The sequence below is a fragment of the Lottiidibacillus patelloidae genome, assembly GCF_002262935.1.
GTDB lineage: Bacteria > Bacillota > Bacilli > Bacillales > SA5d-4 > Lottiidibacillus > Lottiidibacillus patelloidae.
In genome coordinates this window covers 203,455-220,762 of sequence record NZ_NPIA01000004.1, presented here as the reverse complement: position 1 = coordinate 220,762, position 17,308 = coordinate 203,455, and the positions used below count along the sequence as shown (strand labels likewise).

Here is a 17,308-nt window from a genome sequence, read left to right as displayed (position 1 = left end):
TAGCTATATTCTATTTTCAAGCTTGTTTATAGAAGATCTTCTAGTTCGTCATAGAGCTTTATAAGTTGTTCATTTACCTTTTCTTTATCTGAATGTAATTGTTGTAAAATAGTTACGTCTGTCTCTTCATTCATTTTACGATCAAAACTTAGTACTTCCTTTTCTAATTTTTCAATGTCAGCTTCTAGTTTCTGCATTTGTTTTTCAATCTTATCATTCGTCTTATTTGGAAATTTATCATTATGATTAGGTTTAGCTTGCTCTTGTTTTTTTGCTTTTTCAACTTTATTTTCTATTCTAATTCTATTTTCTTTCATTTTTTCGTTTGCCCAGCTGTAATTTCCAGCAAATGATTGGACTTTGTTATTTTCAATCCAATATATTTTTTCAAATAATTTATTAAGAAAGTAACGATCATGGGAGACGGCAAGAATAGTCCCTTGATAGTCATCAAGAGCATCTTCAAGCACTTCACGTGATTCAATATCTAAATGGTTCGTCGGCTCATCAAGGACTAAGAAATTAATATTTTGATACATTAATTGCGCCAGGCGCAATCTCATCCGCTCCCCACCACTTAATTGCTTTACATTCTTAAATACAGAGTAACCATAAAATAAAAACTTCGCTAAAATATGCCTTGCATCACCTTCTGAAACATGGACCTCATTACGAAAAGCATCAATGAGCGTTTCATCAGCTTCATTATCATAAACGTGTTGAGACAAGTAACCGACTTTCACATTACTCCCAACTTTTACTTCACCAGATGTTGGCTCTTCTTGTTTTAAGATTAGCTTTAAAAGGGTAGACTTTCCCGCTCCGTTTTCACCGACGATAGCGGCATGCTCTTTAAATTGCATATGCATATTTACATCTTGAAATAATACTCGTTCATCATAACTTTTTGAAACATCTTTTAAGTGAAAAACATCCTTTCCACTTCGCTTGCCTGCATCAAGGGATAAGTTCATTTTTTTATGGTTTAAGATTGGCCTATTTATTTTTTCCATCCGTTCTAGCGCCCGCTCCATATTTCGTGCCCTTTTATGCAATGCTTCATTGGGTGGATTCGCTTGATTCGCCCACTCTCGTAATCGCTTAATCGCTTCTTTCATCTTTTTTATTTTCTTTTGTTGTTCTTGATACGCTTGAAATTCTTTTAGCAAGCGGTCTTCTTTTTCTTTGACAAAAGAAGAATAATTTCCATGGTAGGTATGTAATTCACCATCTTCTAAGTCAATAATTTTTGTAGCAATTTCGTCTAAGAAATAACGATCATGGGAAATGACAACAACTGTCCCTTCATACTCCTTTAAAAAATGACCGAGCCATTCCACCGCGTGAAGGTCAAGGTGATTTGTTGGTTCATCCAGTAATAGAAAGTCCGGATGCTTTAATAAGATAATTCCTAGTCCAACTTTAGTCTTTTCTCCACCACTTAACAAGGCAAATTCCTTATTAAGCAATGAACTTATCCCTAATCCATTTGCAATTCGTTCAATATTTGCAGCAATTTCATAGCCACCTTTTACCGTAAATTGTTCCTGTAATTCTCCATATTCTCGTAAAATAGCTTGAAACTTTTTTTCCTGCTCCATCTTGCTCATTTCTACTTCGAGTTTTTTCATCTTTTCTTCTATACTTATTAAGTGTTGGAATGCACTTTTTAAAGCATCTAACACTTTAGTTCCTTCTGCATATGACGGCAATTGTGCTAAGTAACCAATTTCACTACCTTTACGCCAATGTATTGCACCGTTATCGTAACTTTCGATTCCAGCCATCAGCTTTAATAATGTCGTTTTCCCTCCACCATTTCGGCCAACAAAACCAATGCGATCTCCTTCATGAACTTCTAATGAGATATCCTCAAATATTGTATTTCCACCATATGTTTTACTTACTTTTTGTACACTACAAACGATCATGTTATTTTCTCCCTTTCCATGTATAAGCATTTTTTCCTTACCCATGGTGAGTTCATTGTGAATAAAAAAACCATGAGAAATGAAACCTTCCCATGGCTTACAAATTATATATTTCCAGTGGGTAAAGAAATGTCATCGCTCTATTTTCCATATGAAATTGCTAAAAAAGGACATACGTATCCCTTGAGCAATCCCATCATGAAAAATTGCACGGCAAATGTAAATATAAGATAAAAATTGACCGTGGCTTACGTTAGAACAATTAGTCATTTCCTTCCCACCTCCTTTAATGCGAAATTATTTAAAAATTTCTTCTATTATAACAAACAAAAAATAAAAAGAAAAACGAACAAAAAAAACTACCCAATGAATGGGTAGTTTTCCTTTAGTATTATCTTTCTAATGTCATATAAGCATTATACATTCTGTTTGCAGCTACTGCATAATCTGCTCTTGTTACGTTCTTGCTAGGAGCAAAAGTAGCTGTAATTTTTACTTCTGGCTCTAACGTATATTCGTTCATCACTAATTCCACTTTAAAATAAGCATTAAGTAATTGCTTATCTAGTGCAACTTGCACATGACCACGTAAATGTTCTGGAATTTGATCTGCATCTTCAATTACAATTCGTGTATCTTTATATGGTACTGTAATTTCTTCTGTTGCTATCGTTCCAGCTTCCTCTTGTAATCCTAATGTTTGCACTACTGAGTAAGCTAGTTCTGATCGTGTGACATATTTATATGAACGATAAGAAAACGCATCTTCCATCATTACAGCATTTTGCATTTGCTTCCAATCCTTTAACGCTCCACCTTTAGCTAACACCGCTGAAGTATATGGTAACCATTTATCGTATGCTACAATATTATCTGGTAACGTTTGACGAATAGCTCCACCTAACAGTAAGTACTCTGCTAACTCATACTTTGTAAGGTATAAATTGGGTTTGAAATTTCCATCCGCATAACTGTCTACTAATTGATTGTATACAGCTACTAATATATCATCTTTTGCGTTGTGACCATTAATATCATCTAATCCTGTATAGCCATTTTCTTTCTTCGTTGTGACAACACCTTCTACTTGCTCAGGTGCGGCTATTCCCATTGGATTTAACGTATTTCCTCTCAATCCGCGAATTTCAATTTTCCATGTTCCCGCTTTTGGTGAGTTAACAATTACTGTACGATCATAGTAAAGGGCAAATAATAGGGAGATTCCTGAGCTATACTCTTCTCCATCTGGGTCAACTAATACTAGATTAATTGGGTTACCCGTTTCTTCTACACCTTTACCATAAACAGTAACTGCTAATTCCGTTAATCCTTCTTCCACTTCAAATGGTTTATAACTTTCCACACCTGGTGTAAAGTCAATAGTAATATCTTCTCTTTGTACGTCTAAATTAACTGAACCATTAAAGTCACGGTTCATTTTTAACGTTTTTCCGTATTCTTTTTCTCTATTAAAGGAGGCGTCAACTGCAGCGTATGCATTCACATAACCTGCACCAACTTCCCATGCTTTTTCGCCAGGCATGTTCGTTGCTGTTTTTTGTAAAATTGCCTTTACGTCATCAGGTTTTAAGTTAGGATTTGCATCTAACATTAGTGCTACAACCCCTGCTACGTGTGGAGCAGACATTGAAGTTCCACTGTTCATTGTATAATAAGGTACTTCTCCTGGTTTCATTGCAGCAATATCAGCTTCAAGACCTAATGGAGAAAGGACATCCCAAGCTCTCGTTGAAATAATATCTACTCCTGGTGCTGTTACAGTTGGGCGGTCTTCCCATGTATACGTCTTTCCATCAACTACAACTGTTCCACCTTTACCTTCAACTCCACGTGATGAAAACTCAGCTAAACGTCCGAATTTATCACCTGCAGCAACAGAAATTACCCAAGGCGCTTTCTTAAAGTTACCAGTCATCGTACTTTCAGCTGGTCCCGAGTTTCCTGCAGAGAATACTACAACGATGTCATTGTCATATAATGCTTTTGTCGCTACGTTCGTAGGATGATTAGGATCAAAGTCAGTTCCTACATCACCTGTGCTTCCGAATGAATTTGTAATAACGCGAATGTTATATTTTTCACTATGCGTTAATGCATAATCAAATCCACCTAATGTATCTAAGATGAAAAGGGCTGCACCTGAACCATAGCCAATTAAGTTTACTCCTGGAGCAACACCTTCATGCGTACCACCTGACATGTCGCCAGTTCCACCAACAATTCCACCAACATGTGTACCATGTCCGCCCGTATCCGTATTAGGAACGTCTTCTGTATACGTAATTGGAATTAATCCTGAAACGATTCCATTTAAATTTGTTTGAGCTGCTACGTTTTGAATTACTTTAGGTCCAAACTTTAAATCTTTATGTGTACCATCGATTCCAGTATCATTAACTAATACTGTGACATCTTTACCTGAAACAGGTAATCCACCATTTGCTTTACGGAATGCATCATCTCTTAAAACTTTCTTTGCCCCAGTTAAGTGTGTAGATTCATAGTTTTCATACTGAAGTTCGCTGTTAAAGTAAATTGAACGGACTTTCGGATTTTTTGCTAATTCTTCAATTTGATCTGGCGTTGCTAATACACCTGCAATCGGTAATGATTGAAAACCAATACCTGTTGTAATACCTAGCGAGTTTAATAGATCAAACTCTGCTTGCCCTGGTCCACCGTCTTTATGGAACGTGACAATTACTTCTAACGGTTGGATAGTTAATCCCATCTTTTCTTTTAATACAGGTCCAATTGCCGCTTCATAATTACCATTCACACTTAGTGAAGTTGCAGCAACTTTACTTGGCTGGATTGCAAATGCAAGTAAAGATAGAAGCATTACGATGCTAGTTAACATACTTGTGACTTTTCTCATTAAATACCCTCCTACAAAATAAGTTTGTTTTTATTAACGAAATATTTAGAAAATATTAAATCTTGTTGTCCCTGCTTATAACTATAAAGCACGAGTTACTTTGGATAAATAATACAAAGATTATAAAAACGATAAGAAAAAGGAGTATCTTTTTATCTACTAACTTAATCAAAATTCATTAGATGAACTACATCATAATGCCTATAGCAAGTAAAGTGATCGTTTTATAACAGTGTTCTGTTTACACATTCTACAAAGGAAGAAATTAATTGTTTCATAAGTTGTCCAATCTCATATATAATCGAGTAGGAACATTACAACAAGACTTATGCTATTTTTTAACCATTACACGTTAGAAAGGTGTTTTTATATATGAGTATTTTATCTGTAAGAAATCTTACACATGGCTTTGGTGACAGAGCTATTTTCAACGATGTTTCCTTTCGTTTACTTAAAGGTGAACATATCGGATTAATCGGTGCAAATGGAGAAGGAAAATCAACATTTATGAACATCATTACAGGACAATTGCAGCCTGACGATGGAAAAGTAGAATGGGCGAGAAACGTTCGTGTTGGTTATTTAGACCAACATACTGCATTAGAAAAAGGTATGACGATTCGCGACGTGTTAAAGGGCGCTTTCAAATATTTATTTGATTTAGAAACACAAATGAATGGCATTTATGAAAAAATGGGAGAAGCCACCCCAGAAGAACTCGAGCAATTAATGGAAGAAGTCGGAACGATTCAAGATTTATTAACAAACAACGACTTTTATGTAATTGACTCAAAAGTAGAGGAAATTGCTCGTGGGTTAGGACTTGAAGATGTTGGTCTTGAAAAAGATGTACAAGATTTAAGTGGTGGACAACGTACAAAAGTTCTACTTGCAAAGTTATTACTAGAGAAGCCGGACATCCTTCTACTAGATGAGCCGACAAACTATTTAGATGAACAACATATCGTTTGGTTAAAACGCTACTTACAAGAGTATGAAAATGCCTTTATCTTAATCTCACATGATATTCCATTTTTAAATAGTGTAATTAACCTTATTTATCACATGGAAAACCAAGAATTAAATCGTTATGTTGGCGATTATGATAACTTCTTAAAAGTACATGAAATGAAAAAGCAGCAACTAGAAGCTGCTTATAAAAAACAACAAAAAGAACGTGCAGAACTTGAAGACTTCGTAGCTCGTAATAAAGCACGTGTAGCGACTCGTAATATGGCAATGTCACGTCAAAAGAAATTAGACAAAATGGATATTATTGAGCTTGCTTCTGAAAGACCAAAACCGGAATTCCGCTTTAAGCCAGCTCGAACTTCTGGGAAAATGATTTTCGAAACGAAGGATTTAGTTATCGGGTATGATGAGCCTTTATCACGTCCATTGAACTTACGAATGGAACGTGGACAAAAGATCGCTTTAGTCGGAGCTAATGGTATCGGTAAAACGACATTACTAAAAAGTATTTTAGGAGAAATAAAGCCAGTAAGTGGTACTGTAACAAAAGGTGAATTTTTACACATTGGCTATTTTGAGCAAGAAGTAAAAGAACAAAATAACAATACTTGTATTGAAGAAGTTTGGGAAGAGTTCCCTCACTTTACGCAATATGAAATTCGTTCAGCACTTGCAAAATGCGGATTAACGACAAAGCATATTGAAAGTAAAGTAAAAGTATTAAGCGGTGGAGAAAACGCTAAAGTACGTTTATGTAAGCTAATTAACAATGAAACAAACTTGTTAGTACTTGATGAGCCAACAAACCATTTAGATGTCGATGCAAAGGCCGAGCTAAAACGTGCGCTACAAGATTATAAAGGGAGCATCTTATTAATCTCCCATGAGCCTGAATTTTACAATGATGTCGTTACAGAAACGTGGAATTGTGAATCTTGGACGACGAAAGTATTTTAATAAAATAAATTTAAATGAAGCTAATATAATGGATTTCCACTTCCTTTATATTAGCTTTTTATTTTTCATAATATTTACATATTTATACAAAAGTAATATCATATTAATATGATTTTCATATTATTAGGAGGCGATTAAATGAAAGAAAAAAATCTATTTCATATTAACGGTTTTCTTGGAATTCTAATCATTGTTGCATTAAGTATTATTTCTGTTTTCCTTTTATTAAATGAGGCTCTCATATTAGCAGTTCCAATTATTATAATTGCTACAATTTTTTGCACTGGCATTACGATGATTCAGCCAAATCAAGCAGCTGTTGTCACTTTTTTTGGTAAGTATGTAGGAACAATACGTGAAAGTGGGCTATATTTAACTGTCCCTCTAACGATTAGACAAAAAGTTTCTTTACGAGTTCGTAACTTTAACAGTAAACGCTTAAAAGTAAATGATGTCGATGGTAACCCAATTGAAATAGCCGCAGTAATCGTATTTAAAGTGGTAGACTCCGCAAAAGCAGTGTTTGATGTTGATCATTATGAAGAATTTGTTGAAATTCAAAGTGAAACAGCAATCCGTCATGTCGCTACGAAGTATCCGTATGATACATTTGAAAATATAGAATTAACATTGCGTGGAAATGCGGAAGAAGTTTCAAATGAATTAGCAGCAGAATTACAAGATCGCTTAGATGTTGCTGGTGTAAAAGTTATTGAAGCAAGATTAACTCACTTGGCTTACTCAACGGAAATCGCCCAAGCAATGTTACAAAGACAACAAGCGTCTGCAATCATATCTGCCCGCCAAAAAATTGTTGAAGGTGCTGTTGGAATGGCGCAAATGGCAATTCAACAATTAGAAAAAGATAAAACGCTTGAATTAGATGATGAACGTAAAGTTCAAATGGTCAATAATCTTCTTGTCGCAATTGTTTCAGAAAAATCTACGCAACCTGTTATTAATGCAGGAACGTTATACTAAAGCGTGGTATCGATGCCCAAGAAAAAGAGTTTTCCATTACGCATAGATCCAGAACTTTATGAAGTATTACAAAAGTGGGCAGCAGATGAATTTAGAAGTGTAAATAGTCACATTGAATATTTACTTCGAGAATCATCTAAAAAGGCAGGCCGTATAAAAAAAGAAAAGTGATAATATATTGAAAGTTAATTAAAGAAAATAGAATTCAAGAAAGCAGAGGCGATAAAGCCTCTGCTTTCTTTTATGCTAATAATGAGCAAGCCTGGGCCTGATACACTAATCATTCATGCCTTTTCCATCGAGAATTTGTTGTATATATTTTTCAACTCGAGACTCTCTAGTTTTCGATTGTTTCGCTTTAGAAATATAAAGAATGTATGCTCTTTGTCGTCCTGGTGTTAAACCTTCAAAAGCAGTTTTCAAGGCAGGCATTTCATCAAACTTTTGTTGAAGTTCTTCAGGAATAATGAAGTCTGTATTCTCTTTAAAATTCACTTTTAAACCTGCTTTTTCAACTTCAATCGCTTCATTAATATACGCTTTCAAGCTCGTTTCCATTTCCACTATTTCTTGAACATTAGTAAAGCGAATTTGGCGTGCCGCTTGTACATTCTCCGTTTGTTGGATTAAAATTCGATCTGTATCCTGTAACAAGGCACCTTTGTGAAATAGTAGTGCACAATATTCCTTAAATCCATGTATTAAAACGATATTTTTGTTTTCAAACGTGTAACAAGGATGCATCCACTTAAATTCTTCTGTCAGCCCACAGTCAAGAACAATATTTCTCAACTTCTCGTACTCGTCCTTCCACTTTGTGGCCCCACTCAAAAATTCATCCACTTTAGGATTCTTTATACTAATTCCCACCAGAGCATACTCCTCTCCCGTTCTTCAATTAGCTAACAATCTAATATGTCTTTTTCAATTTCTCATTCACTACTTTTTATTTCCACCAATCTTCAAATACTGAGATAGGAGGCATCCGTTTATGCATTGTTTTTACATAACGATCTTCTATCTTTTCAGCAACCTCAGGCCTTACTTGTTTTCCTTCAAGATAATCATCTAATTCATCATAAGAGAAACCTAAAGCAACTTCATCTGGAAGGAGCGGCTTATCGTCTTCTAAATCTGCAGTTGGCGCTTTTAAGTAAAGGCGTTCTGGACAGCCTAACTCTTTTAGAAGCATTTTTCCTTGTCGTTTATTCAAACGGAAAATCGGAACTAAATCGGCAGCACCATCACCGAACTTCGTATAAAATCCAGTAACAGCCTCAGCAGAGTGATCTGTTCCTAATACGACTCCTTTATTCATCGCAGCAATATCAAATTGCACTTTCATTCGTTCACGTGCTTTATTATTTCCTTTTACGAAGTCAGAAATTTGAACACCGGCAGCTTCAATTGCTGCAACACTTGCATCTACTGCGCCTTTTATATTTACAGTTAGTAATTGATCAGGCTGAATAAAATCCATCACATATGGTGCATCTTCTTCATCCTTTTGCTTCCCATAAGGCAAGCGCACACCAATGAAACGATATTTTTTCTCCCCTACTTCTTCATTCAATTCATTTACAGCCATTTGCGCAAGTTTGCCCGTTAACGTTGAATCTTGCCCTAAAGATAGTCCTAAAACAAATGACTCAAGAAAAGGGTGCTTTTGCATATATCCTTTTAGAAAATCAATGCTTTTGCGAATCTCTTCTTTTGCATCAATTGTTGGCTTTACTTTCATCTCTTTTCCAATTTCCTTCTGCATTTCACTCATAAAAATTTTATCTCCTTTACATATCCATTACTTATTACTGTAATTGTTGCATTTAAGAAAGGCTGTTTACCTTTTTTTGTACTTCTGCTATTTGTCTCATTTTGTTATCCCAACACTTCTGACTAAGATCTACCGGGTATTCTTCTGGATTCATTGTCCGTTTATATTCTTCCCACAGCAAATCTAAGCTATCACTTGCGTAAGCTTGCACTTCTTGTAAAGAAGGCACTTCATAAACAAGCTTGCCATCTTTATATATATCATGGTGGAGCTCTCTCGCTTCAAAATTTGTGACAAACTTACTAATATACGTATGAACAGGATGAAACATTTTTAGACGTTCTTCTTGTTGCGGAGACTCGTCATTCATGGCGATATAATCACCTTCTGCCTTACCATTACCATTATTAATAATGCGATATACTTTCTTCAATCCAGGTGTTGTAACCTTTTCAGGGTTACCAGATATTTTTATCGTATCAACTAGCTCGCCATTTTCATCTTCAATTGCAACTAATTTATAAACAGCTCCAAGTGCTGCTTGATCATATGCGGTAATTAGTTTGGTACCAACACCCCATGCATTGATTTTTGCTCCTTGCGCTTTTAAGTTCATTATCGTGTATTCATCTAAATCATTTGAAGCAATAATTTGCGTATCCGAAAACCCTGCTTCATCTAACATTTTTCTCGCTTCTTTTGAAAGGTACGCTAAATCGCCACTGTCTAAACGAATACCTACAAAGTTAATTCTGTCTCCTAACTCTTTCGCAACCTTGATTGCTGTCGGCACTCCTGATTTTAACGTGTCATACGTGTCGACTAGGAAGACACAATCTTTATGCGCTTTTGCATAAGCGTGAAATGCATCATATTCACTTCGGTATGCTTGAACCATCGCATGTGCATGCGTCCCTGCTACAGGTATCCCAAATAACTTTCCTGCTCTTACATTACTTGTTGCATCAAAACCACCAATATATGCCGCTCTTGTTCCCCATATCGCCGCATCAAATTCATGGGCTCTTCTAGTGCCAAATTCCATCGCTTTGCCCTTACCTATTACTTGTTTTACGCGAGAAGCCTTTGTTGCAATTAACGTTTGATAATTAACAATATTAAGCAAAGCTGTTTCAATGAGCTGCGCCTCTGCTAACGGTGCTTCAATTCGGACAATAGGTTCATTTGCAAAGACAAGCTCTCCTTCTTTCATAGCTCGCACACACCCAGTAAAGCGGATTGATTTTAAATAGGAAATAAATTCTTCGGAATAACCTACTTCCTTTTGTAGATACGCCAAATCACTTTCGCTAAATTGGAATTTGTTAAGAAAGTCGATGATACGTGCAAGACCTGCAAAGACGGCATAGCCATTACCAAATGGTAGTTTACGAAAATATAAATCAAAAATGGCTTTCCGTTCGTGCTTTCCGTCTTTCCAATAACTTTCTGTCATATTAATTTGGTATAAATCTGTATGGAGTGTGTAGCTATCATCTTTATATTTCATCTTAGTCCTCCTAAGTGTAAAGATTATAGTTCGTTAATACTTTGCATTGTAAATAGATACAAATGGTTCGTATTCATTAAAGGTATATACTTGCGCAGGAATTTTTGAATAGGCATTAGATTTTTTAGCTGTGCCATCAACCATCACTTTTTCGATGAATGGTAGTGCAGGAGCTTTGCGATAAAATTGCGCATCAAGTCTAATCCATGGGTCATTTAATACAGTAAGAAGAACCCGTTGAAGTTCCGACAGCACAAATTCTTCTGGAAGAAAGTTTCTTGCTAATGTAGTCAGTGCCATATCTTTTTTAATAAACCATAAGGCATCATTAATTATTTTTTCATGATCGAATGCTAGCTCAAGCTTCGCAATTTCTTCAATACTAAACAGTTCTACATCAGCGGCATCATCAGCGGCTTTTCGTTTTTTTAGCTCGCTTTCAGGAACAATTGCGTAATGGGCATTAGAAATAATCCAGCCACGAGGATCTCTTCCCGGCTGATCATATGTACCAAAATGCTTTATTTTAAATCCTGCTACATTCGTTTCTTCCTCAAGTTCTCTAAGTGCCGCATCATAGGCCGTTTCATCAGGTTGAATAAATCCACCAGGTAGTGCCCACTTTCCTGCTTCTATGTTAGGTGCACCTTCTGTATTTGTCATTGCTCGTTTAATGAGCATCAGTTTCAATGTTTTTCTTGGAGGCTTATATGATCCGACGTCTTCAGAAATAATTGTAAAAACAGCAATATCACTTGTGTAACCATCAGGAGTAATATAATCTTTGCTATTGTATTTCTTCATTGCTTCTTTATTACTGCTCATAAAATATCACCCGCCTTTATTAATTAACACTTAGTTAATTGTTAATAATATTATATGCTTTCCATTTTCATTTCGCAACCTTTATGTAAAATGTTTCTGTCCTTAGTATGTGAGAAAAAACTGGAACACACGCAAGAAAGGAAAACTGGCTCAAATGTCAGATGCAAAATGTTAAATTACAACCATTAAAAAGCTGAAAATAAACAAGAAAAGCTTAGAAACATATCATCTCTAAGCCTTTGTTATATATTCTTTTTTTACTACTGCCCATGTTTATGAAACAAGACATCTTACATTGAAATACTCATAGTAACTGTTCTGTTTTTAAACCCTAGACTTTGATATATTTTAATTGCTTCATTTCCAGCAAATACACTTAAACGAACTTCGGAGTATCCTAATTGATTAAGTTGATTAACACCCGTTTTAATCAATTGCTTTGCAATACCGTTACCTCTAAACTCTTCTAAAACATATAATTCATATATAAAACCGATTGTCTTATTAGAAAACTGATCTTTACTACCTCCTATAAGAATCCATCCAGTTAATTCATTATTTTCTGTTGATATTAGATAATAACTCCCCTTTTTTAGAAGGGGTAGCACTAGTTGTTCTGCTTTTTCAATCGTTGGGTTTACTTCACCTAAAGTGCCCTCAAATATTGCTTGTGGTGAAAGGGCTAATACCTTTTCCATCTCTAACTCATTTGGTTTTCTTATGTCCATTTCTCTACTTAACCCCCCAATAATTTTTCATATCGTGTGTCTTACGATGTGTATGCCAATATATACCACTATAGTAAACCAGTTAATACCGCTAGGGAAAAATGCACACAGAAAACTCCTCTTTCACATTGGAAAAAGGAGTTACTGTATTATTTTGCATCGATTAATTTACCACGAGTTAGTTCTTTCTTTTGTGCAAAGATGCCTAGTTGTTTTGCTAACTTCATTAATGACTTTTCTTCTCCAGGAGTAACAATTGAGATTACTGTTCCTGTTCGTCCCATTCTTCCTGTACGGCCAGCACGGTGTGTATAAGAAGCTGCATCTTTAGGGAAATCAAACTGAACGACATGCGTTAACCCTTCAATATCCAATCCACGTGAAGCCACATCTGTAGCTAAAAGAAGCGGAACTTTGCCAGCACGGAATGAACTAATTGCTTTTTTCCGATCAATTTTTGAAGATTGCCCTTCAAGAACTTCTAATTTCACTTTTTTAAAGCGCAGCTTTTCTGCAACTTCATCAATTTTCTCAAGGTCATTTACGAAAGCTAAAGCTTTAAATTCGCCTGTATGAATAATTCTTCTTAAAACATCGATTTTATCGCGACGCTCACAAACAATGTATGCGTGTTCTAGGCTTTCCGATTTCATACCACCTTCTGACACACGAATTGTTTCTGGAACGTTCATCAGTTCTTTACCAACTTGTTCAGCTTGCTCTGAAATCGTTGCTGAAGTAAAGACGAGTTGACGATCACGCACTGCCGAATTGATAATCGCTTTTAAGCCATTAACATGTTTATTAGCGATAATTTGGTCCACTTCATCAACTGTAATACTTTTTACTTCATGCATTTTTAGCTTTTTCATTTCAATTAGCTCTTTCATGCGGTCAATCGTACCAACGGCAATTTGTGGGCGCTTTTTGAGCTTATCTAATTGTCTTTTAATATTAGCCCCACCAATGAACGAAGCAACAGAAAGTTCACTTTCTTTTGTCCACTTTTGAATTTCTTCAAAAATTTGCATTGCTAATTCCTTTGTTGGTGCGATAAAAACAGCTTGCATGCTCTTGCTATTTTCATCAAGGTTATTTAACATCGGCAACACATACGCTACTGTTTTTCCTGTTCCTGTTGGCGATTCAAAAATAATATCTTTTCCTTCAAGTAAAGGTTCAATTGTTTTCTCTTGAATGGAAGTCGGTTTTTTAAATCCAGACGTTTCCCATGCTTTTTGTAAATAAGGCTTCACTTTAGTCAGTGCTTGCCATTGTTCTACTGTATTGTTTTCCATTATTATTTCCCTTCTTCTTTACAAAGTCTATCGATCGTTTGTTTCTACATTATAAAGTATTATACCGATATTGAGAAACAAATAAAAATGACCGCTATAATTAGCGGTCGCCTGTCTCATTTTTAAGTTATTATTTGGTTGAAAATTCAATAGCGCAGATACGGTTCATAAATGGTTCCTTTGTTTTTATAATGCGTTTCTTTTATGAAACGGGAATTTCCCCGGTCATATTGGTAAGTAATAATTTCTTTTTGCTCACCGTTCATAAATACTACTAATTCCGTTATCTCTCCTTTATTCTCAAACCAGAACTTTACATTACCATGCTTTACTTTTTGATCAAATAAAGAATAAACTTTATCACCATCTTGGACAACTAAATTCCAATTTGCATCATCCGTTTTTATGACAGCCATATTTGCTTCACTTTTCTTTACTGGTCCTAAATACAATGTAATAAGTTCTTCAACACCATTTCCGTCAAGGTCTACTCTTACCTCTGACATCATATTGTAGTTAGTTCTATTTATTTCCTTTGTTTCTTCTATAAATGAGCCTTTATTTTCCTCTTCACATCCGAGTAAAAATATTAGGCTGGACAGTAGCATAATTCTCTTCTTCAAAATTTACACCCCATGTCCATATTATTATGTGGATGGTGAAAATATTATTTTTAAAAAGGTATATTATTAAATTATATTGGTATTCTTGAAATCCACTCCCTTTCCGCGGGCGAACCGCAAGCCTCCTCACTCGTTTCCGAGCTGTGGGGTCTTGCCTGGCTCGCTTTTACCGCAGGAGTTTCGTGAATTTCATCTGAATATTCCTGTTGCAATTTTTCGAAGAACCAACAAAAACAAGACCAAGTTAAATGAAAAATTCTACTTGGTCTTGTGTAATTTTAGGAACTAATCAGACAGCCCCACCTTTATTTCCTTATTTCGTTTCCTTTTTAAAATATATATACGACATTAGAAATAATAAAAATACTCCACCAAAGGTAACCGACAATAACACTATAAATTGAGCAGTTCCATTAAAGAATGCTGAAAAAATTAAGATAAGACCCATGACGATAAATACTTTTCCTCCGAAACGATGCGTTTTTGCCCATACCTTTTCATTCGCCAATGTCCAAGGTGTTTTAATGCCAACAAAATAATTATGCTTAAACTTTGGCATGTAATTTCCTAATATGATGAAAAGAACGCCAACAGCGATAGGAACAATCATCGCAATGTTAATATTCATACCTAAATTAAATAAAAGGACTCCGACATGGAGCATTGCTAAAAAGATTACAAATAACAAAATAATTAAGTTGTATGTTCCAGCAAATTTTTTATAGTTCTCTTTTTTCGGATCAATATTTGGTAGGAACGTAAGGAGAAAATACAATCCTAATAATAAAATTGGTAAAAAGAATGCCCCCCACAGCTTAGACATATAACCATCTACTTCTCCATTTGTTCCCCAGTGTGAAGCTACTTCATTTGGTAAGGAAGGGTATACAATAATACTAAAAAGAAATGTAAGTGCAATAATACTTAAAGGTAATAAATGCTTTCTCATTTTTCATCCTCCTCTTTATTTAAGAAATGGAAAAACCATTTCGTTACATCTTGAAAAACTGTTGTGTTTAATGAATAGTAAATGTGCTGCCCATCTCTTTCATCACTAATTAAATCAGCATGCTTTAAAATTTTTAAATGATGGGAAACACTCGGCTTTTTCATATCAAAGTGCGAAGCGATCTCCCCAGCGGTTAAATCTTTTTCCTTTAATAGCGTTAAGATCTGTCTTCTAGTCTGGTCAGATAGTGCTTTAAAGGCTTCGTTAAATGACATATCTTCACCTCTTTCAGTTGGTTAGTTAATTAGATAAACATCTAACTATTGTGTAAAAAATAAACCTCTTTATTTAGAAGTTTATCTAATTATATAATTATTGTTAAAGTTTGTAAATAGACAAATGTCTAAATGTTTTTCATTTAAGATATTTTTATTAACGAAGGTTTGCGATTTTTAAACTGTGCAAGATAATCAAACCCTGCCTCTTTTATTAATTCTAAGCCCATATCAAAATCAGCCTGCAAATGCTCCGCTTTATGTGCATCAGATCCTAATGTAATAATCTCTCCGCCTAGTTGCTTGTAACTTTTCAATATATCAATTTTCGGATGCATCGTACCGAGATTATAGCGTAGACCGGACGTGTTCAATTCAATACCTTTTCCCTTTTCAATAATTGCTAATAGAACCGAATCTATCGCTTCTTTATATTGCTCATAATTTAGCACTTTTTGTTCAAATGGACCGTAACGAATGATGTAATCAAGGTGACCATACACATCAAAATTGTCATATTCCTCGACTGATTTTCTCACCGCATCAAAGTAAGCTAAGTAGCTCTCTTTCTGCGTCTTACCGATAAAAAAATCGCCATTATAAAAATCTAACTTATCACAAACGTGCATCGAGCAAATGACAAAATCAAATGGAAACTCTCCAAGAAACTTGTTGAGTCTGTCATGAATATGTGGTTGGTATCCTATTTCTACACCCATTAAAAATTGTAATTCAGGATTCTTCTTACGCACTTCCTCAAGTTTTTTCATATAAACGTTATAATCGATATAGTCTTGAAAAAGAGGATCGGGACTATCAAAATCAACATGGTCTGTAAAAAGTAAGCCAAGTAAACCTAATTGTTTTGCACGTGCGATAGTACTTTCCATACTAGTTTTACAATCAGGAGAGAAGTCTGTATGTACGTGGTGATCAATGATTTTATTTAACACTACTATTTCTCCTTTTCTCCAACTCTTTTTTTATCTCCTCAATAGAAATACCTGTATTAACAAGTAGTACGAGCAAGTGGTAGACAAGATCACTAGATTCATAAATCAATTCATCTTTATCTTCATTTTTAGCTGCAATAATTACTTCACTTGCTTCTTCTCCGATTTTCTTCAGTATTTTATCGAGACCTGACTCAAACAAATAAGACGTATAAGAACCATCTGTCATGCTTTCTTTACGTTCTCTAATCAATGCATAAAGTTCATTTATGACATCTTGTTTTTTGGGCGCTTGGATGACGTTCGTAAAAAAGCAGCTTTTTTCGCCAGTATGACAAGCGACACCTGTTTGTTCCACTTGTAGTAAAATCGTATCCCCATCACAGTCGTAGGAAAGGCCTACTACATGTTGGGTATTTCCTGAAGTCGATCCTTTTACCCATAGTTCTTGGCGACTTCGACTATAATAAACGCCTCTTTTTGTTTCCAACGTAGTCATGATTGCTTCATTATTCATATATGCAAGCATCAGTACTTCTTTAGTCTTTACATCTTGAACGATTGCCGGCACTAACCCTTGATCATCGAACGTGATTCTTTCAAGAATATTTCTATCGATCGCCATCTCCTTTG

General features: G+C 35.2%; 17 protein-coding genes. 3 read left to right on the top strand and 14 right to left on the bottom strand.

Going from position 1 to position 17,308, the window contains the following annotated elements; all coding sequences use genetic code 11:
* Positions 1-26 precede the first annotated feature (26 nt).
* From abc-f to CIB95_RS16205, 3 genes are all read right to left on the bottom strand, one after another.
* Positions 27-1,931: a ribosomal protection-like ABC-F family protein gene (gene abc-f / locus CIB95_RS09590; RefSeq protein ID WP_094924598.1), complete on the bottom strand. Its 1,905-nt coding sequence runs from the start codon at positions 1,929-1,931 to the stop codon at positions 27-29.
* Positions 1,932-2,063: 132 nt separating this feature from the next.
* Entirely contained in the window at positions 2,064-2,201 is a 138-nt protein-coding gene (locus CIB95_RS16575) for an RAxF-45 family protein (RefSeq protein ID WP_094924596.1), read from the bottom strand.
* A 121-nt stretch (positions 2,202-2,322) separates the two neighbouring features.
* Positions 2,323-4,830 carry a S8 family serine peptidase gene (locus CIB95_RS16205; protein ID WP_158217605.1) on the bottom strand — a complete coding sequence of 836 codons (2,508 nt, stop codon included), beginning with the start codon at positions 4,828-4,830 and terminating at the stop codon, positions 2,323-2,325.
* 372 nt (positions 4,831-5,202) lie between these two features.
* Here CIB95_RS16205 and CIB95_RS09575 point away from each other — a divergent pair, with 372 nt between their 5' ends.
* The 3 genes from CIB95_RS09575 (at position 5,203) to CIB95_RS09565 (ending at position 7,911) form a co-directional block, all read left to right on the top strand.
* The gene (locus CIB95_RS09575) at positions 5,203-6,759 is read left to right on the top strand and encodes an ABC-F family ATP-binding cassette domain-containing protein (protein WP_094924594.1); all 1,557 of its coding nucleotides are present in this window, start codon (positions 5,203-5,205) and stop codon (positions 6,757-6,759) included.
* Positions 6,760-6,897: 138 nt separating this feature from the next.
* Positions 6,898-7,740 (top strand): SPFH domain-containing protein, encoded by an 843-nt coding sequence (locus tag CIB95_RS09570; RefSeq protein ID WP_094924569.1) that lies wholly within the window; start codon positions 6,898-6,900, stop codon positions 7,738-7,740.
* Between the two features lie 12 nt (positions 7,741-7,752).
* Complete coding sequence (locus CIB95_RS09565; protein ID WP_094924567.1) at positions 7,753-7,911, top strand: Arc family DNA-binding protein; 159 nt, start codon at positions 7,753-7,755, stop codon at positions 7,909-7,911.
* 105 nt (positions 7,912-8,016) lie between these two features.
* Here CIB95_RS09565 and CIB95_RS09560 read toward each other — a convergent pair whose 3' ends face one another.
* The 11 genes from CIB95_RS09560 to hisIE form a co-directional block, all read right to left on the bottom strand.
* Positions 8,017-8,610, bottom strand: a complete 594-nt coding sequence (locus CIB95_RS09560) for a YdeI/OmpD-associated family protein (protein WP_094924565.1) — start codon at positions 8,608-8,610, stop codon at positions 8,017-8,019.
* Between the two features lie 76 nt (positions 8,611-8,686).
* Entirely contained in the window at positions 8,687-9,514 is an 828-nt protein-coding gene (gene nadE, locus CIB95_RS09555; RefSeq protein ID WP_094924563.1) for an ammonia-dependent NAD(+) synthetase, read from the bottom strand.
* A 52-nt stretch (positions 9,515-9,566) separates the two neighbouring features.
* Positions 9,567-11,024, bottom strand: a complete 1,458-nt coding sequence (locus CIB95_RS09550; RefSeq protein ID WP_094924561.1) for a nicotinate phosphoribosyltransferase — start codon at positions 11,022-11,024, stop codon at positions 9,567-9,569.
* A gap of 33 nt (positions 11,025-11,057) precedes the next feature.
* On the bottom strand, positions 11,058-11,849 hold the full coding sequence (locus tag CIB95_RS09545; protein WP_094924560.1) for an NUDIX domain-containing protein: 792 nt from the start codon (positions 11,847-11,849) through the stop codon (positions 11,058-11,060).
* A 290-nt stretch (positions 11,850-12,139) separates the two neighbouring features.
* Positions 12,140-12,577, bottom strand: a complete 438-nt coding sequence (locus CIB95_RS09540) for a GNAT family N-acetyltransferase (RefSeq protein ID WP_094924558.1) — start codon at positions 12,575-12,577, stop codon at positions 12,140-12,142.
* 149 nt (positions 12,578-12,726) lie between these two features.
* Entirely contained in the window at positions 12,727-13,875 is a 1,149-nt protein-coding gene (locus tag CIB95_RS09535) for a DEAD/DEAH box helicase (RefSeq protein ID WP_094924556.1), read from the bottom strand.
* A 146-nt stretch (positions 13,876-14,021) separates the two neighbouring features.
* The gene (locus CIB95_RS09530; protein WP_094924555.1) at positions 14,022-14,498 is read right to left on the bottom strand and encodes a hypothetical protein; all 477 of its coding nucleotides are present in this window, start codon (positions 14,496-14,498) and stop codon (positions 14,022-14,024) included.
* A gap of 313 nt (positions 14,499-14,811) precedes the next feature.
* The gene (locus CIB95_RS09525; protein ID WP_094924553.1) at positions 14,812-15,447 is read right to left on the bottom strand and encodes an SdpI family protein; all 636 of its coding nucleotides are present in this window, start codon (positions 15,445-15,447) and stop codon (positions 14,812-14,814) included.
* Positions 15,444-15,722: an autorepressor SdpR family transcription factor gene (locus tag CIB95_RS09520; protein WP_094924551.1), complete on the bottom strand. Its 279-nt coding sequence runs from the start codon at positions 15,720-15,722 to the stop codon at positions 15,444-15,446. The genes CIB95_RS09525 and CIB95_RS09520 overlap by 4 nt, the downstream gene beginning before the upstream one ends.
* 143 nt (positions 15,723-15,865) lie before the next feature.
* The gene (locus tag CIB95_RS09515; RefSeq protein WP_158217604.1) at positions 15,866-16,675 is read right to left on the bottom strand and encodes a histidinol-phosphatase HisJ family protein; all 810 of its coding nucleotides are present in this window, start codon (positions 16,673-16,675) and stop codon (positions 15,866-15,868) included.
* Entirely contained in the window at positions 16,665-17,300 is a 636-nt protein-coding gene (gene hisIE, locus CIB95_RS09510) for a bifunctional phosphoribosyl-AMP cyclohydrolase/phosphoribosyl-ATP diphosphatase HisIE (protein ID WP_094924548.1), read from the bottom strand. The genes CIB95_RS09515 and hisIE overlap by 11 nt, the downstream gene beginning before the upstream one ends.
* Positions 17,301-17,308 lie beyond the last annotated feature (8 nt).